This is a genomic window from Martinezella lusitana, assembly GCF_010668395.1.
In the GTDB taxonomy this organism is placed as follows: Bacteria; Pseudomonadota; Alphaproteobacteria; order Rhizobiales; family Rhizobiaceae; genus Rhizobium; species Rhizobium lusitanum_A.
The window spans coordinates 91,385-109,770 of record NZ_WUEY01000018.1 but is presented as its reverse complement, the minus strand read 5'-3'; the positions used below and the strand labels follow the sequence as shown (position 1 = coordinate 109,770).

The following is an 18,386-nucleotide window of genomic DNA, read 5'->3' as shown; positions in this document are numbered from 1 at the left end:
CCACCCGGAGCGCAGCAAAGGATGGCACATGAATATTGCAGCTCCCCTTACCAATCCCGCTTCCGCCTATTCGCATAAGGTCTTCGTGCTGCAGGGTGGCGGCGCGCTCGGCTCCTACCAGGCTGGCGCCTTCGAGGCGCTCAGAGAACAGAATATCGAGCCGGACTGGATCGCCGGCATCTCGATCGGCGCCATCAACGCTTCCATCATGGCCGGCAACGTACCGGGCGAGCGGCTTGAGAAGCTGCGCTCCTTCTGGAACAAGGTCACCATCCAGCTTCCCGTCGATGCCCTGATGGAGCAGCAGCGGGAGACCAGCCCTCTCTACCGCACCGTCAGCAGCTGGTGGGTCTCGACCTTCGGCGCGCCGGGCTTCTTTTCCCCCCGGCATATCCCGGCTTGGTTCCAGGCACGGGGCTCGGCCGGCGCGACCAGCATCTACGACACCGGGCATTTGCGCCAGACGTTGCTCGATCACGTCGATTTCGACCGAATCAACCACGGCCCGGTGCGCCTCAGCCTCGGTGCGGTCAACGTGCGCACCGGCAACTTCGCCTTTTTCGACAACAGGAACACCAAGATCACGCCCGAGCACATCATGGCGAGCGGCGCGCTGCCGCCGGGGTTTCCGGCGATCAAGATCGGCAACGAATACTATTGGGACGGCGGCCTGGTTTCGAACACGCCGCTGACCTATGTGCTGCGCAATGGCGCAGGGGTCGATACCGTGGTGTTTCAGGTCGATCTCTTCAGCGCCGTCGGCCCGATGCCGCAGGATCTGGAAGAGGTCGAGGAGCGGCGCAAAGACATCACCTATTCCAGCCGCACCCGTCTGAACACCGACCTATTCCTCGAACGCCACCGCCTGCGGCGCGCGATATCGGAGCTTTATGCCCGCCTTCCCGAAGAGGCCAAGGCCGATCCGGACATCAGGAAGCTGGAGGAGCATTGCTCCAGCTACGGCGTCACGATCATCCATCTCATCTACCGCAACAAGCAGTTCCGCTCGCACTCGAAGGATTACGAGTTTTCGACGTTGTCCATGCACGAGCATTGGGAGGCAGGCTTGCGCGATGCCCGCAAGGCACTGGTTGCGGAAGACTGGCGGCTGCCCCCCAGCGCCGAGGATGGGCTGAAGGTCTTCGATCTGGACCAGAGAACGCGCTCGCGCCGGCATTCGGTCTGAGCCGCAACACAGAAAACCCGGCGTTAACGGCCGGGTTTTCAATCCATCATGCGGATTGCCTTAGTTCGTGGCCGCCGGGGCCGCGTTCGGATCCGGCAGCGGCACCTGCGTATCGGCGAGCGTGCGCAGATAGGCGATCACGTTGGCGCGATCCTCTTCCTTCGGCAGGCCGGCAAAGCCCATCGCCGTTCCGGCAACGAACTTCTTCGGGGCAGCCAGGAAGTGATAGAGGTGATCGTAGGTCCACTTCTCCGAGCCGCCCTTGGAGAAATCCTTCATGCCGGACGAATAGGCAAAGCCCTCGTGCTCGCCGACCGGGCGGTCCACGATACCCCAGAGATCGGGGCCAACCTTGTTGGGCCCTCCCTTCTCTCCGGAATGACAGGCCTGACACTTCTTGAAGATCGTTTCGCCGACCTTGGCGTCAGCCTTCTGCAGCAGCTGAGCGATCGGCGTTTCCGGCTTGGCGGCGGCAGCCTTGTCACCACCTCCAGCCGGCTCTTCGGTGGCGACGATGGTGAAGCCGGGCTTTTCCGGCACCTCGGTATGGAAAATAAATCCTGACGCGAGCGACACGGACTTCAACACGAACAGCGTGGCCAAAAGTGCCCCGACTCCCATGTTCACGTAGGATGAATTCATCTGCTATGCTCCCCTCGCCGCCGGCATCCTCCGCCGGCCCATCTTGAATTCGCGCGAAACCTATGTCTTTTGGCTGTTTCTTGCAACGCTGTAAACGGCCTCCACCATGAGACGTTTTGACACTTTTCCCGCAGGAATAGAAGGCCCAACAATGACAGATCCAAATTTAGACAAGACGCTGGTCCTCATTCCCGCCCGCATGGCTTCCACTCGCCTGCCGGGCAAGCCGCTTGCCGATATTTGCGGCCTGCCCATGATCGTACAGGTTGCCCGGCGCGCGCGCGAGGCGGCGATCGGTCGCATCGTCGTCGCCGTCGATCACGAGGATACCTACGCCGCAGTCGCCAATGCAGGCTTTGAAGTCGTGATGACCGGCAAGGATCATCAGTCCGGCTCGGACCGCATCTATGAGGCGCTGCAGGCCGTGGATCCGGATGGCCGCGCCGAAATCGTCGTCAACGTGCAGGGAGATCTGCCGACGATCGATCCCGAGACCATCCGCGCCTCGCTGCGCCCGCTCGAAGATCCGGCCGTCGACATCGCGACGCTGACCGTCGAGATCAAGGACGAGGAAGAAAAGACGGCGCCGAGCGTCGTCAAGGTCATCGGCTCGCCGATTTCGGGCAATCGCCTGCGCGCCCTCTACTTCACCCGCGCCACCGCGCCCTACGGCAAGGGGCCGCTCTATCATCACATCGGCCTCTACACCTACCGCCGCGCCGCGCTCGAAAAATTCGTGAGCCTCGGCCCATCGCCGCTCGAGCTGCGCGAATCGCTGGAGCAGTTGCGGGCGCTTGAGGCCGGCATGCGCATCGATGTCGAGATCGTTGACACGATACCGCTCGGTGTCGATACTCCCGCCGACCTCGAAAAGGCCAGACGCATCCTCTCCGCCGCCTCTCTCTGACGGCATTCCCCCAAGGGCAGTCCCATGATCACCAAGACCAACAAGATCTCCTTCCAGGGCGACTACGGCGCCAATTCCGATATGGCCAGCCGCGACATGTTCCCGACCATGGAGCCGCTGCCCTGCCAGACCTTCGAGGATGCCTTCTCCGCGATCGACAACGGCGAAGCCGATCTCGGCATGATCCCGATTGAAAACACGATTGCCGGACGCGTCGCCGATATCCATCACCTGCTGCCGGATTCGCGCCTGCATATCGTCGGCGAATACTTCATGCCGATCCGCTTCCAGCTGATGGTGCTGCCCGGCGTGAAGAAGGAAGAGATCCGCACGGTTCACAGCCATATCCATGCGCTGGGGCAGTGCCGCAACATCGTGCGCGCCAACGGCTGGAAGCCCGTCATCGCCGGCGATACCGCCGGCGCCGCCAAGCTGGTGCAGGAAACCGGCGATCGCAGCATGGCGGCGCTGGCGCCGCGGCTGGCAGCCGATCTCTACGGCCTCGAAATCATCGCCGAGAATGTCGAGGACACCGAAAACAACATGACGCGCTTCGTCGTGCTGTCGCGTGACGAGAACTGGGCCGAGCGCGGCGCGCCGGACGAAAAGATCGTCACCACTTTCGTCTTCAACGTCCGCAACATTCCCGCCGCCCTCTACAAGGCGCTCGGCGGCTTCGCCACGAACGGCATCAACATGACGAAGCTCGAGAGCTACCAGCTCGGCGGCCGTTTTGTAGCGACGCAGTTCTATGCCGATATCGAGGGCCACCCTTCCGACCCGCATGTGCGCCGCGCGCTGGAAGAACTGCGCTTCTTCTCCGAAAAGGTCCGCATCCTCGGTGTCTACAAGGGACACCCGACGCGGGGCGATCTCTAAGCAACGGTCAACCCGACACCTTGGTCACGACCTCGATACGGTGGCCGTCCGGATCGACGACGAAGGCTGCGAAATAGGTCGGGCCATAGTGTGGCCGAAGGCCCGGAGGGCCATTGTCCTTGCCGCCATGCGCAAGTGCGGCCTCATGAAACGAAACGACTGCCTCACGGCTTGGCGCGGCAAAGGCAAGGTGAAAGCCCGGACCCGGCGCATGAGCTTCGGCGCCGCGCGACTTGATGGCGAACTTGTCGCCGCCGCCTGGCGGACCATATCCGATCGCCTGATCGGGGTCGCCGGGGCTCAGATCCTCCCAAACCCTGATATAGCCGAGCGGCGCGAAGGCCGCGTCGTAGAAGGCAGCAGCCTTGTCGATATCCGATACGCCGAACGAAATATGATGGAGCAATTGGGCCTCGCATAGCTCTGGTTGTATCGACTAGTTTCCTCTGGAACTGGCGTGAGTCAACTCGAACGATCAGATCGAGCATTCGGCCGGCCGGTTGCTGAAGCGATTCATGGATGCCGTTCCAGACCCCTACTCCGGCCTGTCGGCCACCACCTTCTCGCCGCCTGCGGGGCGCTATCACGTATGGGGCTGGTTGGCGCTACTATACCTTCTCCCCGTGGGGAGAAGGGGTTAGTCGCACCCCCTAGCCCTCCTTCCGCCACTGCGTTTGGCGAAAGATCTGGGTCGTCCCCTCTCTCTGCAGGGAGAGGGGGCAAGCGACGTCTCGGCTTTACTTATCCGGCTCACAAACACGAAGGCGATGGCCGTCCGGGTCGAGCACGACGAAGGTCGGACCGAAATCCATCGTCGTCAGTTCCTGTGCGATCGGCAGGCCGCGCGCCTTCCAATCCTTGTAGTGCTTTTCGACGGCACCGGCTCCTTCGACCATGAAGCCGAGTTCGCCGCGATTGCCGATGGCCGAGGGTTGCGGCTCGACGCTGCTGCGGCGCCAGAGGCCGAGGTTGAAACCGTTATCGAGCGAGAAGGCCACGAAATTCGGCGAGGCAAAGGTGGGCTCGCGGCCGAGCAGGTCACGATAGAACGGCGTGCTCTCGCCAGGATCCTTGACGTAGAAGATGATGAGGTTTGGGCTGGTCATGTGGATATTCCTCTCATTTTGGGTGGATATAAAGGCATGCAGACGCGGTCCGGCAGACAGACGATGCCTGCCGGTCGTGAATTTGCTGGTGGATGGCCGGATGCTTATGGGTAAGCGATGTTAAGGCGCGCCACGGCGGACCGATGGCGCTTTCCGCGCTTCAGGCTCTTGATTTTGCATCTGTTTTGATCGTGAAACCGCTACGCAAGCCGCAGGATGATGCCTTAGCGCATTCTGTCTTCCTCGCGATACGGAGCATGCCCGTCGAGAAAGCCCAGATCACGCATCATGAAATCCGGCGCCTCTTCAAGATCGAGGCGATCACGACGGCCGACGAAATGCCGATGCGCAATCCGCGGAAAATCCTTCAGCCATGCAAACGGAGAAAGGCCCTTGCCTTCCTGCGCCGCGATGACCGGGCGATGCGCCTCTTTCGTGACGATAAGAACGTGGCTTGCCATGATCGATCCTCCTTCCTGCTTGGATGAAGATCATCATAGCCGGGCCTACTGACAGTTTATGGCAGTAGCATCGCGCGCGCCGGATCAATCGTGGGCAACGCCCTCCCGGGCATGCCATTCCCTTGCGAGAGCGACGCGGCGGCGTGGATAGCGTGCCTCCAGCACGGCGAAATCGACGACGCGGTCGGCGCGGAAATGCCGATAATCCTGGCGCAGCTCGCACCAGGCCATGATGATGCGGGCGTTGTCGAAGTAGCCGAGCGCAAAGGGCCAGATACGCCGGGTGGAAATCGTACCGTTCACGTCGCCATAGGTCAGCTGCACCATGCGCTCGGTGCGGATCGCCTTGCGCATGAGGGAAAGATCGGCCCTGTCTTCCGTGATGCGCCGCGTGCCGACGACCACCGCCGCCTGATCGACCGCCTCGCGCAGGTCGGCGGGCAGCACGGCGGCGATCTTGGCAAGCGCATCGGCGCCGGCCGCCGCCAGTCGCGAATCGGTGGCGCGCGCCACCCATCTCGATCCCAGCACCAGCGCCTCGATCTCGTCCTGCGAAAACATCATCGGCGGCAGCATGAAGCCGGGCTTCAGCACGTAGCCGATGCCGGGCTCGCCCTCGATCATGGCGCCCTGCGACTGCAGGCTTGCAATATCGCGATAGAGCGTGCGCAGGCTGACGCCGGTTTCCTCCGCCAGAACGGCACCGCTGACCGGACGGCGGTAGCGCCGCAGCGTCTGCAGCAGCGTCAGCAAACGTTCCGAGCGCGCCATGGCAGCATTGGTCCTAACGTTTCCATTCCACCCAGTCGCGCATAAGGCGATGGGCGATGGAACCCTTGGGCGGAGACGTGTTGCCGGCTGCCGAGCCGCGATCGAGCAAGGCGAGCGTCTCTTCCGGGGTGAACCAGCGGCAATCGTCGAGCTCGGTCTCGTCCATGTGGATTTCCGTCGACTTCGCCTCGGCATAGCAGCCGATCATCAGGGAATGCGGCATGGGCCAGGGCTGGGAGGCATGATAGCGCACGCGTCCGGTGTGGATGCCCGATTCTTCCTGCGTCTCGCGGCGCACGGCATTCTCGATGGTTTCGCCCGGCTCGACGAAGCCGGCGAGACAGGAATACATGCCCGGTGCGAAATGATGGCTGCGGCCGAGCAGGCAGAGGTTCCTTTCCTCATCGATCGTCAGCATGATGACGACGGGGTCCGTGCGCGGGAAGATCATGTGTTCGCAGGCCGTGCAGACGCGCTTGTAGCCGCCGATGCGGCTTTCCATGATCGAGCCGCAACGGCCGCAGAAGCGGTTGTCGCCATTCCAGCGAATGAGGCTCATGCCTTGCGCGGCCTCGCCGAGGATTTCGCCTTCCAGCAGAAGATCGCGCCAGAGCGCGCGCATGTCCGCGGGCTTGTACTGGCTGGCAAGCTCGTCGGCATTGACGCGCACGGGCACGGCAAGCCGGGGCTCGCCGGTCTTGCGATAGCCGAGCAAGACGGCTTCGTCCCAGTTCGGATCGAGCCCCTGCAGCTCGTAGCGGGCAAACAGCGGGTCGAGCACCTGCCCGTCATGCTTCAGAACGAGCCGATCCTGGGCAAAGGCCAGGATATGCGTGCCTTCCTTGGCGAGCGCATGCTTGATCGATTCCTCGTCGCGATGCTCGGCATCCCGGTCGAGTTGGTTTTCCGCAAAGGCGGTGAGACTGCTGGCTTCCGGATGCGGGGCATCCGAGGAAAAAATGGAATGGCTCATTGTGAAAGCGTTTCCCGCAACTTGGCTATGAGGCTGTTCATGTCTTCGTCCGAATAGGGTTCCGCCTTGCCGTAGCCCCAAACCGGACCGGGCCAGTTAGCGTCTCCTTCGAACCGCGCAATGACATGAACATGAAGCTGGCGGACAATATTTCCAAGTGCCCCGACATTGATTTTTGCTGCTCCCGTGACCGTCTTAAGCGCGCTTGCGACCTTATCCGTTTCGAAGGTCAGCAAGATACGGTCGAGCGGCGTCAGCTCGAAAACTTCCGATTTGCCGGGCCGCCGGGGGATCAGCACGAGCCATGGCCAGCGGCGATCCTTCATCAGCCGTACGTCGCAAAGGCCTGTGATGGCGACGGAAACGCTGTCATTCGCCAGACGGTCGTCGAGCGTAAACTCCTTCAAGGGGGCATCCTCCATTGTTTTATCAAATGTTTAGCAGTTTTTTTTGACCTTGGCTTGCTTTTGATGACGATATTGCCGATATGTGCATCCGGGAGGTTGGTGGTGGACGAGCCACTCGCCAACCGGGTCAGGTCCGGAAGGAAGCAGCCCTAACGAGCCCGGCACGGGTCATCGTGCCAGCCTCCCACCCTTTCTGAAAGCAAGACCCGGCTTTCTGCGGGCAATAATAAGCAGGGCGATGAGCGACAGCGAGCGACAAGCAAAAGATGCCGCCTCGACCGGCACCGGTTACCGGGTGCTGGCCCGCAAGTACAGGCCCAAGGACTTCACGGACCTGATGGTCGGCCAGGAGCCGATGGTTCGCACGCTGACCAACGCGTTCGAGACCGGCCGTATCGCCCAGGCCTATATGCTGACCGGCGTGCGCGGCGTCGGCAAGACGACGACGGCTCGCATCCTTGCCCGCGCCCTCAACTACAAGACCGCCGATATCGACCGGCCCACCATCGATCTGCGCGAGCCAGGCGAACATTGCCAGGCGATCATGGAAGGCCGCCATGTCGACGTCATCGAGATGGACGCCGCCTCGCACACGGGTATCGACGATATCCGTGAGATCATCGAGCAGGTGCGCTACCGGCCGGTCTCGGCGCGCTACAAGGTCTACATCATCGACGAAGTGCACATGCTGTCGACGGCCGCCTTCAACGGCCTGCTGAAGACGCTCGAAGAGCCGCCCGAGCATGTGAAGTTCATCTTCGCCACCACGGAAATCCGCAAGGTTCCGATCACGGTGCTGTCGCGCTGCCAGCGCTTCGACCTGCGCCGCATCAGCGCTTCCGATCTGGTCGGGCTGTTCACCACCATCGCCGGCAAGGAAGGCATCAAGGCCGAGCCGGAAGCGCTTGCCATGATCGCCCGCGCCGCCGAAGGCTCGGCGCGCGACGGCCTGTCGCTCCTCGACCAGGCGATCGCCCATGGCAGTGGCTTCGTTGCCGCCGATGCCGTGCGCGCGATGCTCGGACTTGCGGACCGCGCCCGCATCGTCGATCTCTTCGGCCATGTCGTCAAAGGCGATGTTTCGGCAGCGCTTGCGGAATTCAACAGCCAGTACGAGGCCGGCGCCAATCCCGTCGTCGTGCTGACCGATCTTGCCGATTTCACCCATCTCGTGACCCGTCTCAAATATGTGCCCGATGCCGCCGACGATCCGTCGCTGAGCGAAGTCGAGCGCACGAAAGCGGCAGAATTCGCGCAGGGCGTCGCGGTGACGGCGCTTTCCCGCATCTGGCAGATGCTCTTGAAGGGCATCACCGAGACGGAGAATGCCTCGCGCACCGCCGGGGCTGCCGAAATGGTGCTGATCCGGCTCGCCCATGCCGCCCATCTTCCGGCCCCGGAAGATGCGGCACGCCGGCTTGCCGAATTTTCCGACGGCAATGGCGGCTCCCGCCCGTCGCCGTCTCCAATCGGCGGCAATGGCGGCGGAGCAGCGATCTCCTATCAGGGCAACGCCATGGCGCGTGCCGTCGAAACACCGGCGCCGCGGCCGACGCCTTCGGCACCGGTCGCCATGTTGCGCGCCGTGCCGAATACGCAGACGGACTCGCAGCCGGTCGGCCGCATCGAACAGAAGCCGGTCGAAGCGCCGAAGCCGCTCGTGCCGATCAACTCGATGGCCGATATCGCCGAACTTGCCAGCCAGAAGCGCGATCCGAAGCTGAAGGCGCTGGTGCGCGCCTTCGTGCGTCCCGTAAAGCTGGAGCCGGGCAGGCTCGATGTCAGCCTGACACCAGGCGCTCCCGGAACGCTGCTGAACGAGCTTGCCGGCAAGCTCAGGGAATGGACCGGCATTCACTGGATCGTCAGCCTCAGCCGCGAGGAAGGCCAGCCGACGCTGGTGGAAGCCGAGGCGAACGCGCAGAAGCAGCGGGTCGCCGACGCGCGGCAGGATCCCGATGTCGCCGCGATTCTGGCGCAGTTTCCGGGCGCGAAGATCATCGACGTGCGGGTGCGGGCACCCGAGACCGAAGACGAGGAAGAGGCCGCCGCTCCGCCGGCCGTCGCCGAATCCGTCGACGGCGATATCCTGCCGGGCGACGACATAGAATTCTAGGGCTAGGATGGGCTTCGGCGGAACCACATCGGCTCGAAGCCGGCGGCGGCCATGGCGGCACATCCCGCCCGAGAAGAAACTGACACTTGCAGAAGAAGGACCAACGACGATGCGCGACATCATGGGCATGATGGGCAAAGTGAAGGAAATGCAGGCGAAGATGGAGAAGATGCAGTCGGAGATCGCCGACATTCGCGTCGAAGGCAAGGCCGGCGGAGGCCTCGTCACCGTCACCGTCAACGGCAAGGGCCTGATGCTGGGCATCAAGATCGATCCGTCGCTTTTCAAGGAAGACGATGTCGAAATCCTCGAAGACCTGATCGTCGCCGCCAACAAGGATGCCCAGGAGAAGGCCGAGGCGATCGCCGCCGAAAAGACCCGCGAACTGACGGCCGGTCTGCCGATCCCGCCCGGCTTCAAGCTGCCGTTCTGAGAACGGTATCCTCCATCAGCGCGCGGCCGCCTTGCGGATCAGATTGCGGCCGATCGCCTTTGCCGGTTCGTTCCGTAGCACCAGCGATGTCGTGACGGCTCCATGGCGAGCAATGGAATCGACGATGGTTTCAAGGTCGGCCGGCGTCGGCACGAGAACCTTGAGCAGGAAGCAATCCTCACCCGTCAGCCGCAAAACCTCGACAATCTCGGGCATTTCCGCAAACTGCTTCAGATAGGGCCGGATGTGCTCATGCGTGGTGCGCAGCCGGATGACCGCCATCATGCCGAGACCAACCGCGGCGGGATCGATGACAGCGCGATATCCGGCGATCACGCCCCGCTCCTCCAGCCGCTTCAACCGCTCCGACGCCGCCGGCTGCGAGAGACCGACGCGACGGCCGAGCTCCGACACTGAGATACGCCCGTCCTGCTGCAGGATCTCGATGATCGACAGATCCGTCGGATCCAGCCCTCTTTCGATACTGTCCATCGTCCACCTTCAATTCATCGGCCGCTAAAAGCTTTACCCGATGGATTGCAATGTCAATCGATCAAACGACGTGGCAGCTTTCTTCATAGCGGAATATGGAGAAAGGACAGAGATGAGCGACATCATTACCCTGCCGGGGCTTGGCGGTTCGGGCGAAGGCCACTGGCAAACCCTATGGGAACGTCAGGACCCAAGCCTGCGACGGTTTCAGCCGTCAAGCTGGGACAAGCCGATACTCACGGATTGGATCGCCGCGCTCGAGCGGGAAATCGCCCGTTCGGCAACGCCGCCCATCCTGATTGCGCATAGCCTTGCCTGCCAGCTCGTCGCCCATTGGGCGCCCATGAGGAAAACGGCGATCCTGGGCGCATTCCTGGTGGCCCCTCCCGACCCGACAGGCGAAATCTATCTCGCCGAGGCCGGCAGCTTCGCCAATCCGCCGCGGCAACGGCTGCCGTTTCCGTCCCTGCTTGTCGCGAGCACCGACGATCCTTACGGCCCTCACAAATACGCGTGGACCAGCGCCGAAGTCTGGGACAGCACGCTGGTCGATGTCGGGCCGCGCGGCCATATCAATGCGGCATCCGGGCTGGGCGAATGGCCGGAAGGCAAGGCGATCTTCGAGCGCTTTCGCACCCAGCTCGGCTGAGCGCAAAGCTGGCGTTTGGAAAAGGTCGGCCGGAATGCTATGTCTGGACTTCTTCTTCCAGATATCATCTGGTCTGCCTGATCGGAGGGAATGCGATGAGCCTGTCGACATTGCTTGTTTTTGCGGGTGCCCTGTTCATTGCGGCGGGATCGCCGGGACCGAACATCGCCGCGCTGGTGGCACGCGTGCTGACGAAGGGCGCGCGCAACGTATTCCCCTTCCTTTCCGGCATGTGGCTTGGCGAGGCGATCTGGCTGACCTGCGCCGTTGCCGGCCTTGCGACCATTGCCGAAACCTTCCACCTCGCCTTCGTCGTCATCAAGTGGCTCGGCGTCGCCTATCTGCTCTATCTCGCCTGGAAAATGTGGTTTGCCTCCTCCGATACGACGGGGGATGAGTTGCCGGACGAGCAATCGGCCACCCGGCTCTTCCTCGCCGGTTTCACGGTGACCATGGGCAACCCGAAGATCATGGTGTTCTACGTGGCGCTGCTGCCCTCGATCATCGATCTGCATGCCGTCACGGTCACCGGCTGGGCAGAGCTGGTGACGACGATGTTCGCAGTGCTTGTTGTCATCGATTTCTCCTGGGCGATGCTGGCGGCCAAGGCCAGAACCTTCCTCAAGAGCCGCCGCGCCGTACGCATCGCCAATCGTACCAGCGCCGCCACCATGGCGGGTGCCGCCGTGGCAATCGCCATGCGTTGAGACGAGAGCTTTTCCGCTTTTCTTCGAATCGCGAAAACTCTCTATCCTTTTGTTTTTACGCAATTCCGGATGGAAAACCGCTATGCGCTTTTCCTGGAATTACTCTGAAGCGCGGCGCCTTCGATCAGGGCGCGCAGCTTGTGGTGGATGGGCGCCGCCAGGTAACGCGCCTGATCTTCCGGCGACAGGTGTCTGCCGAGCGTCGCCATCATTTCCGGCATCGTCACCCGCCCGCCCGTGTAAGGCAGATAGGCGACCGGCATACCGGCACTCGCCATGCCGCCCGTAAGCACGCGGCAAGTCATGACCTCCACCAAAGGTGGAGGTTTGAAACGCTGCGCTTGAACCACTAGAAGTGGTTTTGTTAGTGCTTAGTAGCTACGATTAAAGAGGTCGGCAAAGTCGGAAGCTTTGTCGGCCTTTTCTTGGTTCCGGATATATTGTCTGACGACCTGCTCATTATAGCCCGTCGTCGACACGAAATACCCACGTGCCCAAAAGTGATACCCTTTGTAGCGGCGCTTACGCGCGTACTTGTTGGCAATGTAAAGAGCCGTCTTGCCCTTCAAAAATCCAACTATATGCGCGACCGAGTATTTCGGCGGGATCGATATCAACATGTGGACATGATCGGGCATCAAATGACCCTCTTCGATCTGGCAGCCCTTTTGCTGAGCCAGACGACGTAAGAGTTCACCCAACTCTCGACGCACATCCCCGTAGAGTCTTTTCGTTCGGTATTTGCTGCCAAAAACAACGTGATATTTGCAGTCCCACGTCGCATGCGAGAGCGATTGCTCATCCATATAACCTCCTTGTTTGAAGTCTGGGCCACGCCAGCGGTTCAAGCAGGAGGTCTCTCAACTACCGTGTAAAACTCGTCCAGTCCTCCACCGTAGGTGGAGGTTTATTCTTGATATAATAAATGCCGGGTCGCCCGGCATGAATATAGCGCTTGACGAACAAGGGATCGCCCATCTTTGCGGCGAATGTCGCGCAGGGGATGCGCGCCGAGCTTACCTCCAGAACAAGATCGCCGGCTATGAACCGATCGCCGACGGCCACCTCACGATTGTCCAGGCCCTCGACAATGAGGTTTTCGCCGAAAGCGCCAGGTTCCAACGGCCGCCCGAGCTCCCTCGCCCACCAGTCCAGCGTCAGCGAGCCCTCGACATAGACGGCCTGATCGCGGCCGCCGTGATGCTTGCGATTGCAGATGGCGTCGCCGACCAGCCCTTCCGCATCGATCATGACGGTGCCGTTCACGGCATGCTTGTTGATGCCGGTCTTCATTTTCCTGCCGGGCAGCGCCTCCGGGGCACCGAGGCAAACGGCCAGAATTTTCATCGGTCAACCGTCCCTTCCGTGATTCCGTTTCGCGAGCTTATGAGCTAAAAGCCTCCCATGGCAAAGCGAGTCACCGGCCCCGAAATCGAAAAACTCATCCAGCTTCTGGCGAAAGTGCCGGGCCTCGGGCCGCGCTCGGCACGGCGGGCGGCGCTGCACCTGATCAAGAAGAAGGATCAGCTTCTCGGGCCGCTGTCCCATGCCATGGGCGATGCCTATGACAGGGTGAAGATCTGCTCGCGCTGCGGCAATGTCGATACCGTCGACCCGTGCACAGTCTGCACCGACGAACAGCGCGACCAATCCGTCATCATCGTCGTCGAAGACGTGTCCGACCTCTGGGCGCTGGAGCGCGCCGGCGCGATGAACGCCGCCTACCATGTTCTCGGCGGCGTCCTGTCGCCGCTCGACGGCGTCGGACCCGACGATCTCAACATTCGCGGGCTGATCGCCCGCGTCGGCGAAGGCGGCATCCGCGAGATCATCATCGCCGTCAACGCAACGGTCGAAGGCCAAACCACAGCACACTATATAACCGATCAGCTTGCCGGGCTCGACGTCAAGATCACCCGCCTTGCGCATGGCGTTCCGGTCGGAGGCGAGCTCGATTACCTCGACGAGGGCACGCTGGCGGCGGCGCTCAGGGCGCGGACGGCGATTTGAGACGGAGAGGACCAGGTATGAGGAGAGTGTACACCCCCCTCTGTCACTTCGTGACATCTCGCCCACAAGGGGGGAGATTGGTTGCTTGTGGCATGGTCTTCGCCAAGCAATCAGTTGCCGTAGCCGCAGAAACTTCGGGCCCTCGATATGGCGTAAAGCGCGCCGCCAACGATCTCCCCCCTTGTGGGGGAGATGTCCCGAAAGGGACAGAGGGGGGTATCGCTCGGCATATTCTGCGCTTCGTTATCCTCCTCCTCGCCCTCCTCCCCCTGCCCGCGCTTGCCGCCTCGAAGGCCGATGTCGAGGCGCAGTTTCAGGCGTGGATTCAGAAGGATCTCTGGCCGGAAGCGCGTAAAGCCGGAATTTCCGAAAAGACCTTCCAGGCCGCGTTCGCCGGCGTGACGCTGAACTGGGACCTGCCGGATCTCGTGCCCCCGGGCTTCCCGAAGCCCACGGAGCAGAAGCAGACCCAGGCCGAATTCTCCTCGCCCGCCCCCTATTTCAACGAGGCGCGGCTGCAGAAGCTGGCCGCGACCGGGAAGAGCCTCGCCTCGCAATATGGACCAGCGCTGCGACGGATCGAGAAAACCTATGGCGTGCCGGGGCCGATCCTGCTGGCCATCTGGGGCCGCGAGACCGGTTTCGGCATTGCCAAGCTGCCGAATTCGGCGATCCAGGTGCTGGCGACCAAGGCCTTCATGTCGACCCGCAAGGACATGTTCCGCGCCGAGCTCGTCGCCGCCCTGCGCATCCTCGAGCATGGCGATGTCACGCCGGATCAGTTCAGGGGCTCTTGGGCCGGCGCCCTCGGCCAGCCGCAGTTCATGCCGACCAACTACCTGAAATATGCCGTCGATTTCGATGGCGACGGCCATCGCAATATCTGGACATCCGTGCCGGACACGCTGGCATCCATAGCCAACTATATGGTCCAGAAGGGCTGGCAGCGCGGCCGTGGCTGGGGCTATGAGGTCACCATCCCGCAAAACGTATCCTGCGCTCAGGAGGGACCGGATCTTGCCAAGCCGATCTCGCAGTGGGCCTCGCTCGGCATCAAGCGGGTTTCCGGCAAGAGCTTTCCACCGGACGAATTGCGGGCCAGCGGCATGATGCTGGTTCCGGCCGGCCGCGACGGGCCGGAATTCATCGTCACGCCAAACTTCTATGCCATCAAGGAATACAACAATTCCGACCTTTACGGCCTCTATATCGGCAATCTTGCCGACCGTATCGCCTCCGGCGGCGGCGCTTTCGAGGAAAAATGGGGCGATGTCGGCAAGATGCTGCGCTCCGACGTCGCCGGCATGCAGAAGACGCTGGAACGCAAGGGCTACGATGTCGGCGGCACCGACGGGCTTCCGGGCTACAAGACGAGACGCTCGATCGGCCAGTGGCAGGAAAAGAACGGCATGAAACCCACCTGCTATCCCGAGGCCTCCATACTCGGCATATTGAAATAAGCGCGGAAAAGCCTTTCGGCGCGAATGCCTTGCAATTTGCCGGAAAGAGGCTTATATCGGCTTCAAATTCTTGATCGTGTGATGAAGAGTGGGCCGCAAGGACCCGCTCTTTTTTATTAGCTCGATCTCCCGTTTGCATGAACAATGCAGGAGTGAATGCTTGTCGGACGTGACAAACGCAGACAATACCAACGAACCCAGGCTGATCGTCGAAACCGGCCTTGATCAGCGCGTCGCCGCCATCATCGAGCCCGTTCTTGTGGGTATGGGCTTCCGCCTGGTGCGCGTACGCCTCTTGAATCTGAACGGCCTGACGCTGCAGGTGATGACCGAGCGCAACGACGGCACCATGACCGTCGAGGACTGCGAAGAGGTCTCCACGGCCATTTCTCCGGTCCTGGATGTGGAAGATCCGATCGATAAGGCGTATCATCTGGAGGTGTCTTCGCCCGGCATCGACCGCCCGATGGTGCGCAAGTCGGATTTCGTCCGCTGGAACGGCCATATCGTCAAGTGCGAAACGTCGATACTTGTCGATAACCGCAAGCGTTTCCGCGGCAAGATCGTCGCCGTGGATGCCGATGGTTTCACGATCGAACGCGACGAGGCTACCCGCGGCGAGGAGCAGAAGGTAACCATTCCGTTCAGCACGCTGGCCGAAGCCAAGCTGATCCTGACGGACGATCTCATCCGCGATGCGTTGCGCGCCGACAAGCTGGCAAAAGCCGAGGCAGCGAACCAGAACGAAGCGGACGAAGAAGAATAACCGATCAACGAACCGCCTGACGGAACGGGAACCGAAGGGCAGGAAGACGGAGACTAAAGACAATGGCAGTCAGTGCGAACCGGCTAGAACTTCTGCAGATCGCAGATGCAGTGGCGCGCGAAAAGGTCATCGACCGCGAGATCGTGCTTGCCGCAATGGCGGACGCGATCCAGAAGGCCGCGCGCTCGCGTTACGGCACGGAGTCGAACATCCGCGCCGACATCAATCCGAAGACCGGCGAAATTCGCCTGCAGCGCCTGCTCGAAGTCGTCGAGAAGGCCGAGGACTATTCCACGCAGATCCCGCTGGAACTGGCCCGCGACCGCAACCCCGACGCCGCCCTTGGCGATTTCATCGCCGATCCGCTGCCGCCGATGGATTTCGGCCGCATCGCCGCCCAGTCGGCCAAGCAGGTCATCGTGCAGAAGGTGCGCGAAGCCGAGCGTGACCGCCAGTTCGACGAATTCAAGGATCGCGTCGGCGAAATCGTCAACGGCACGGTCAAGCGCGTCGAATACGGCAACGTCATCGTCGATCTCGGCCGTGGCGAAGGCATCATCCGCCGCGACGAGATGATCCCGCGCGAGAATTTCCGCTACGGCGACCGCGTCCGCGCCTATGTCTACGACGTCCGTCGCGAGCAGCGCGGCCCGCAGATTTTCCTGTCGCGCACGCATCCGCAGTTCATGGTCAAGCTCTTCACCATGGAAGTGCCCGAAATCTACGACGGCATCATCCAGGTGAAGTCGGTTGCCCGCGATCCGGGCTCTCGCGCCAAGATCGCCGTCATCTCCAACGACTCGTCGATCGATCCGGTCGGCGCCTGCGTCGGTATGCGCGGCTCGCGCGTTCAGGCCGTCGTCGGCGAATTGCAGGGCGAGAAGATCGACATCATTCCGTGGTCCAGCGAGCCGGCGAACTTCGTCGTCAACGCGCTGCAGCCGGCCGAAGTCGCCAAGGTCGTTCTCGACGAAGACGCGGAGCGCATCGAAGTCGTGGTTCCGGACGAGCAGCTGTCGCTGGCCATCGGCCGCCGCGGCCAGAACGTCCGCCTCGCATCGCAGCTGACCGGCTGGGATATCGACATCATGACGGAAGCCGAGGAATCGGAACGCCGCCAAAAGGAATTCAACGAGCGCACCAACCTGTTCATGGACGCGCTCGACGTGGACGAAATGGTCGGTCAGGTTCTGGCCTCCGAAGGCTTTGCCGCCGTCGAGGAACTGGCTTACGTCGATCTCGACGAAATCGCTTCCATCGACGGTTTCGACGAAGAGACCGCGCAGGAAATCCAGGAGCGCGCCCGGGAATATCTGGAGCGCCTGGAAGCCGAGATGGACGAGAAGCGCAAGGCGCTCGGCGTCTCCGACGAGCTGCGCCAGATCAACGGCATGACCGCACAGATGATGGTCGCCCTCGGCGAGGACGGCATCAAGACGATCGAGGACTTCGCCGGCTGCGCTGCCGATGACCTCGTCGGCTGGAGCGAACGCAAGAACGGCGAAACGAAAAAGTTCGAAGGCCTGTTCTCCAAGCTCGAAGTGTCGCGCGTCGAAGCAGAACAGATGGTCGTGCAGGCTCGCCTGCTGGCCGGCTGGATCACCGAGGCCGATCTCGCCACTGAGACGACCGAAGAGGTCGCGGAGGATGAAGCCGAGCAAGAAGCATGACGATCACCGAGGGGCCAAGCGCACCGCCTGAAGACAGCGATCTCGGGGGTGACGGCGCAAACGGCCGCATGTGTATCGTGACACGCGAAAGCGGATCGGCCGACGAGCTGATCCGCTTCGTAGCCGCTCCGGACGGGACCGTTGTTCCCGATCTGAAGCGGCAGCTGCCGGGACGCGGCTGCTGGGTCAAGCTTGACCGGGCGCTGGTGGACAAGGCAGTGGCGAAGAAATTATTTGCCCGCGCCTTGAAGGCGGAGGTGACGGCACCGAGCGATCTCGGCGCCATCGTCGACCGCCTTCTTGTGGCGCAGCTGGCCGGGATGATGCACATGGCGCGCAAGGCAAGCCAGTTCGTCAACGGCTCGTCGAAGGTCGATGGCGCTGTTCGCAATGGTTCGGCACTCGCCGTATTCCACGCGATCGACGCCGCCGCCGACGGTGTGCGGAAGATCGACCAGGCACGCAAGGCCTGGCATCTCGGTATGGAAACCGAACAGGAAATACCGTCGTTCCGTGTCTTCACGGAGGCGGAAATGGAAGAACTGATGGGCCAGAATGCTTTTATCCATGCCGCAGCGCTTGCGGGGCGGGCGGGTGAAGGTGTAGTGAAGCGCGCAAACCTGCTCGAACGGTACCGCAACGGCGGTCAGTCCCGGGCAACGGGCGGCGCTGGCCGGCGAAAACAATGACGCGGTCACCGGCCTACGCCGGACGCCTCATTAAGGTACATGTATTGAACGACAGGGTCTGA

The 18,386-nt window shown here is 62.0% G+C and carries 22 protein-coding genes, 1 other RNA gene and 1 pseudogene; 13 read left to right on the top strand and 11 right to left on the bottom strand.

The features are described 5' to 3' along the window. The first annotated feature begins 28 nt into the window (after positions 1 to 28). Positions 29 to 1,186, top strand: a complete 1,158-nt coding sequence (locus tag GR212_RS28310; protein ID WP_163991806.1) for a patatin-like phospholipase family protein — start codon at positions 29 to 31, stop codon at positions 1,184 to 1,186. 60 nt (positions 1,187 to 1,246) lie between these two features. Here GR212_RS28310 and GR212_RS28305 read toward each other — a convergent pair whose 3' ends face one another. Next, the gene (locus GR212_RS28305) at positions 1,247 to 1,828 is read right to left on the bottom strand and encodes a c-type cytochrome (RefSeq protein ID WP_163991804.1); all 582 of its coding nucleotides are present in this window, start codon (positions 1,826 to 1,828) and stop codon (positions 1,247 to 1,249) included. Positions 1,829 to 1,979: 151 nt separating this feature from the next. Between GR212_RS28305 and GR212_RS28300 the strand changes: the two genes are divergently transcribed. Both GR212_RS28300 and GR212_RS28295 read left to right on the top strand, forming a co-directional pair. After that, positions 1,980 to 2,735 carry a 3-deoxy-manno-octulosonate cytidylyltransferase gene (locus tag GR212_RS28300; RefSeq protein WP_163991802.1) on the top strand — a complete coding sequence of 252 codons (756 nt, stop codon included), beginning with the start codon at positions 1,980 to 1,982 and terminating at the stop codon, positions 2,733 to 2,735. A 24-nt stretch (positions 2,736 to 2,759) separates the two neighbouring features. After that, complete coding sequence (locus GR212_RS28295; protein WP_163991800.1) at positions 2,760 to 3,614, top strand: prephenate dehydratase; 855 nt, start codon at positions 2,760 to 2,762, stop codon at positions 3,612 to 3,614. Positions 3,615 to 3,621: 7 nt separating this feature from the next. Here GR212_RS28295 and GR212_RS28290 read toward each other — a convergent pair whose 3' ends face one another. The 6 genes from GR212_RS28290 to GR212_RS28265 form a co-directional block, all read right to left on the bottom strand. After that, positions 3,622 to 4,020 (bottom strand): VOC family protein, encoded by a 399-nt coding sequence (locus tag GR212_RS28290; protein WP_163991798.1) that lies wholly within the window; start codon positions 4,018 to 4,020, stop codon positions 3,622 to 3,624. Between the two features lie 331 nt (positions 4,021 to 4,351). Next, positions 4,352 to 4,720, bottom strand: a complete 369-nt coding sequence (locus GR212_RS28285; protein ID WP_163991796.1) for a VOC family protein — start codon at positions 4,718 to 4,720, stop codon at positions 4,352 to 4,354. A gap of 224 nt (positions 4,721 to 4,944) precedes the next feature. After that, a complete protein-coding gene (locus GR212_RS28280; protein ID WP_163991628.1) occupies positions 4,945 to 5,181 on the bottom strand; it encodes a hypothetical protein in 237 nt (78 codons plus the stop codon). 84 nt (positions 5,182 to 5,265) lie between these two features. After that, on the bottom strand, positions 5,266 to 5,952 hold the full coding sequence (locus GR212_RS28275) for a helix-turn-helix transcriptional regulator (protein WP_163991794.1): 687 nt from the start codon (positions 5,950 to 5,952) through the stop codon (positions 5,266 to 5,268). Positions 5,953 to 5,965: 13 nt separating this feature from the next. Next, positions 5,966 to 6,925, bottom strand: coding sequence for an NAD(+) diphosphatase (gene nudC / locus GR212_RS28270; RefSeq protein WP_163991793.1), 960 nt, complete (start codon positions 6,923 to 6,925; stop codon positions 5,966 to 5,968). Continuing rightward, positions 6,922 to 7,332 (bottom strand): HIT family protein, encoded by a 411-nt coding sequence (locus tag GR212_RS28265; protein WP_163991791.1) that lies wholly within the window; start codon positions 7,330 to 7,332, stop codon positions 6,922 to 6,924. Before GR212_RS28265 ends, nudC begins: the two co-directional genes overlap by 4 nt. Positions 7,333 to 7,423: 91 nt before the next feature. Between GR212_RS28265 and ffs the strand changes: the two genes are divergently transcribed. The 3 genes from ffs (at position 7,424) to GR212_RS28250 (ending at position 9,881) form a co-directional block, all read left to right on the top strand. Next, positions 7,424 to 7,520: signal recognition particle sRNA small type (ffs, locus tag GR212_RS28260), an RNA gene on the top strand. 50 nt (positions 7,521 to 7,570) lie between these two features. Further along, the gene (locus tag GR212_RS28255; protein ID WP_163991788.1) at positions 7,571 to 9,448 is read left to right on the top strand and encodes a DNA polymerase III subunit gamma/tau; all 1,878 of its coding nucleotides are present in this window, start codon (positions 7,571 to 7,573) and stop codon (positions 9,446 to 9,448) included. 109 nt (positions 9,449 to 9,557) lie between these two features. Further along, complete coding sequence (locus GR212_RS28250) at positions 9,558 to 9,881, top strand: YbaB/EbfC family nucleoid-associated protein (protein WP_075856809.1); 324 nt, start codon at positions 9,558 to 9,560, stop codon at positions 9,879 to 9,881. 15 nt (positions 9,882 to 9,896) lie between these two features. On the opposite strand, the gene GR212_RS28245 is transcribed toward GR212_RS28250, so the two are convergent. Next, the gene (locus GR212_RS28245; RefSeq protein ID WP_163991786.1) at positions 9,897 to 10,373 is read right to left on the bottom strand and encodes an Lrp/AsnC family transcriptional regulator; all 477 of its coding nucleotides are present in this window, start codon (positions 10,371 to 10,373) and stop codon (positions 9,897 to 9,899) included. Between the two features lie 112 nt (positions 10,374 to 10,485). Here GR212_RS28245 and GR212_RS28240 point away from each other — a divergent pair, with 112 nt between their 5' ends. Then, a complete protein-coding gene (locus GR212_RS28240) occupies positions 10,486 to 11,022 on the top strand; it encodes an RBBP9/YdeN family alpha/beta hydrolase (RefSeq protein ID WP_163991785.1) in 537 nt (178 codons plus the stop codon). 95 nt (positions 11,023 to 11,117) lie between these two features. Then, positions 11,118 to 11,729, top strand: a complete 612-nt coding sequence (locus tag GR212_RS28235; protein WP_163991782.1) for a LysE family translocator — start codon at positions 11,118 to 11,120, stop codon at positions 11,727 to 11,729. 80 nt (positions 11,730 to 11,809) lie between these two features. Here GR212_RS28235 and GR212_RS28230 read toward each other — a convergent pair whose 3' ends face one another. From GR212_RS28230 to GR212_RS28220, 3 genes and pseudogenes are all read right to left on the bottom strand, one after another. Continuing rightward, the gene (locus tag GR212_RS28230; RefSeq protein WP_348643567.1) at positions 11,810 to 12,034 is read right to left on the bottom strand and encodes a hypothetical protein; all 225 of its coding nucleotides are present in this window, start codon (positions 12,032 to 12,034) and stop codon (positions 11,810 to 11,812) included. Between the two features lie 66 nt (positions 12,035 to 12,100). Beyond that, a complete protein-coding gene (tnpA, locus tag GR212_RS28225) occupies positions 12,101 to 12,535 on the bottom strand; it encodes an IS200/IS605 family transposase (protein WP_113356627.1) in 435 nt (144 codons plus the stop codon). A 115-nt stretch (positions 12,536 to 12,650) separates the two neighbouring features. Then, positions 12,651 to 13,076, bottom strand: a pseudogene (locus GR212_RS28220) (MOSC domain-containing protein); the annotation flags it as partial. Between the two features lie 57 nt (positions 13,077 to 13,133). Between GR212_RS28220 and recR the strand changes: the two are divergent. From recR to GR212_RS28195, 5 genes are all read left to right on the top strand, one after another. Then, positions 13,134 to 13,739, top strand: a complete 606-nt coding sequence (gene recR / locus GR212_RS28215) for a recombination mediator RecR (RefSeq protein ID WP_163991778.1) — start codon at positions 13,134 to 13,136, stop codon at positions 13,737 to 13,739. A gap of 17 nt (positions 13,740 to 13,756) precedes the next feature. Continuing rightward, positions 13,757 to 15,199 carry a lytic murein transglycosylase gene (locus tag GR212_RS28210; protein ID WP_432444414.1) on the top strand — a complete coding sequence of 481 codons (1,443 nt, stop codon included), beginning with the start codon at positions 13,757 to 13,759 and terminating at the stop codon, positions 15,197 to 15,199. Positions 15,200 to 15,359: 160 nt separating this feature from the next. Continuing rightward, positions 15,360 to 15,965, top strand: coding sequence for a ribosome maturation factor RimP (gene rimP, locus GR212_RS28205; RefSeq protein ID WP_163991776.1), 606 nt, complete (start codon positions 15,360 to 15,362; stop codon positions 15,963 to 15,965). A gap of 62 nt (positions 15,966 to 16,027) precedes the next feature. Then, complete coding sequence (gene nusA / locus GR212_RS28200; RefSeq protein ID WP_163991774.1) at positions 16,028 to 17,635, top strand: transcription termination factor NusA; 1,608 nt, start codon at positions 16,028 to 16,030, stop codon at positions 17,633 to 17,635. Then, positions 17,632 to 18,324: an RNA-binding protein gene (locus GR212_RS28195; RefSeq protein WP_163991772.1), complete on the top strand. Its 693-nt coding sequence runs from the start codon at positions 17,632 to 17,634 to the stop codon at positions 18,322 to 18,324. The genes nusA and GR212_RS28195 overlap by 4 nt, the downstream gene beginning before the upstream one ends. The last annotated feature ends 62 nt before the right edge of the window (positions 18,325 to 18,386 follow it).

What these genes read in the sequence shown, in the direction of transcription:
- GR212_RS28250 (WP_075856809.1), top strand. Translation starts at nt 9,558, where the DNA reads ATGCGCGACATCATGGGCATGATGGGCAAAGTGAAGGAAATGCAGGCG.
- GR212_RS28280 (WP_163991628.1), bottom strand. Translation starts at nt 5,181, where the DNA reads ATGGCAAGCCACGTTCTTATCGTCACGAAAGAGGCGCATCGCCCGGTC.
- GR212_RS28230 (WP_348643567.1), bottom strand. Translation starts at nt 12,034, where the DNA reads ATGACTTGCCGCGTGCTTACGGGCGGCATGGCGAGTGCCGGTATGCCG.
- nudC (WP_163991793.1), bottom strand. Translation starts at nt 6,925, where the DNA reads ATGAGCCATTCCATTTTTTCCTCGGATGCCCCGCATCCGGAAGCCAGC.
- tnpA (WP_113356627.1), bottom strand. Translation starts at nt 12,535, where the DNA reads ATGGATGAGCAATCGCTCTCGCATGCGACGTGGGACTGCAAATATCAC.
- GR212_RS28255 (WP_163991788.1), top strand. Translation starts at nt 7,571, where the DNA reads ATGAGCGACAGCGAGCGACAAGCAAAAGATGCCGCCTCGACCGGCACC.
- GR212_RS28285 (WP_163991796.1), bottom strand. Translation starts at nt 4,720, where the DNA reads ATGACCAGCCCAAACCTCATCATCTTCTACGTCAAGGATCCTGGCGAG.
- GR212_RS28300 (WP_163991802.1), top strand. Translation starts at nt 1,980, where the DNA reads ATGACAGATCCAAATTTAGACAAGACGCTGGTCCTCATTCCCGCCCGC.
- GR212_RS28275 (WP_163991794.1), bottom strand. Translation starts at nt 5,952, where the DNA reads ATGGCGCGCTCGGAACGTTTGCTGACGCTGCTGCAGACGCTGCGGCGC.
- GR212_RS28295 (WP_163991800.1), top strand. Translation starts at nt 2,760, where the DNA reads ATGATCACCAAGACCAACAAGATCTCCTTCCAGGGCGACTACGGCGCC.
- GR212_RS28240 (WP_163991785.1), top strand. Translation starts at nt 10,486, where the DNA reads ATGAGCGACATCATTACCCTGCCGGGGCTTGGCGGTTCGGGCGAAGGC.
- GR212_RS28305 (WP_163991804.1), bottom strand. Translation starts at nt 1,828, where the DNA reads ATGAATTCATCCTACGTGAACATGGGAGTCGGGGCACTTTTGGCCACG.
- GR212_RS28310 (WP_163991806.1), top strand. Translation starts at nt 29, where the DNA reads ATGAATATTGCAGCTCCCCTTACCAATCCCGCTTCCGCCTATTCGCAT.
- GR212_RS28235 (WP_163991782.1), top strand. Translation starts at nt 11,118, where the DNA reads ATGAGCCTGTCGACATTGCTTGTTTTTGCGGGTGCCCTGTTCATTGCG.
- GR212_RS28245 (WP_163991786.1), bottom strand. Translation starts at nt 10,373, where the DNA reads ATGGACAGTATCGAAAGAGGGCTGGATCCGACGGATCTGTCGATCATC.
- recR (WP_163991778.1), top strand. Translation starts at nt 13,134, where the DNA reads ATGGCAAAGCGAGTCACCGGCCCCGAAATCGAAAAACTCATCCAGCTT.
- nusA (WP_163991774.1), top strand. Translation starts at nt 16,028, where the DNA reads ATGGCAGTCAGTGCGAACCGGCTAGAACTTCTGCAGATCGCAGATGCA.
- GR212_RS28195 (WP_163991772.1), top strand. Translation starts at nt 17,632, where the DNA reads ATGACGATCACCGAGGGGCCAAGCGCACCGCCTGAAGACAGCGATCTC.
- GR212_RS28210 (WP_432444414.1), top strand. Translation starts at nt 13,757, where the DNA reads ATGAGGAGAGTGTACACCCCCCTCTGTCACTTCGTGACATCTCGCCCA.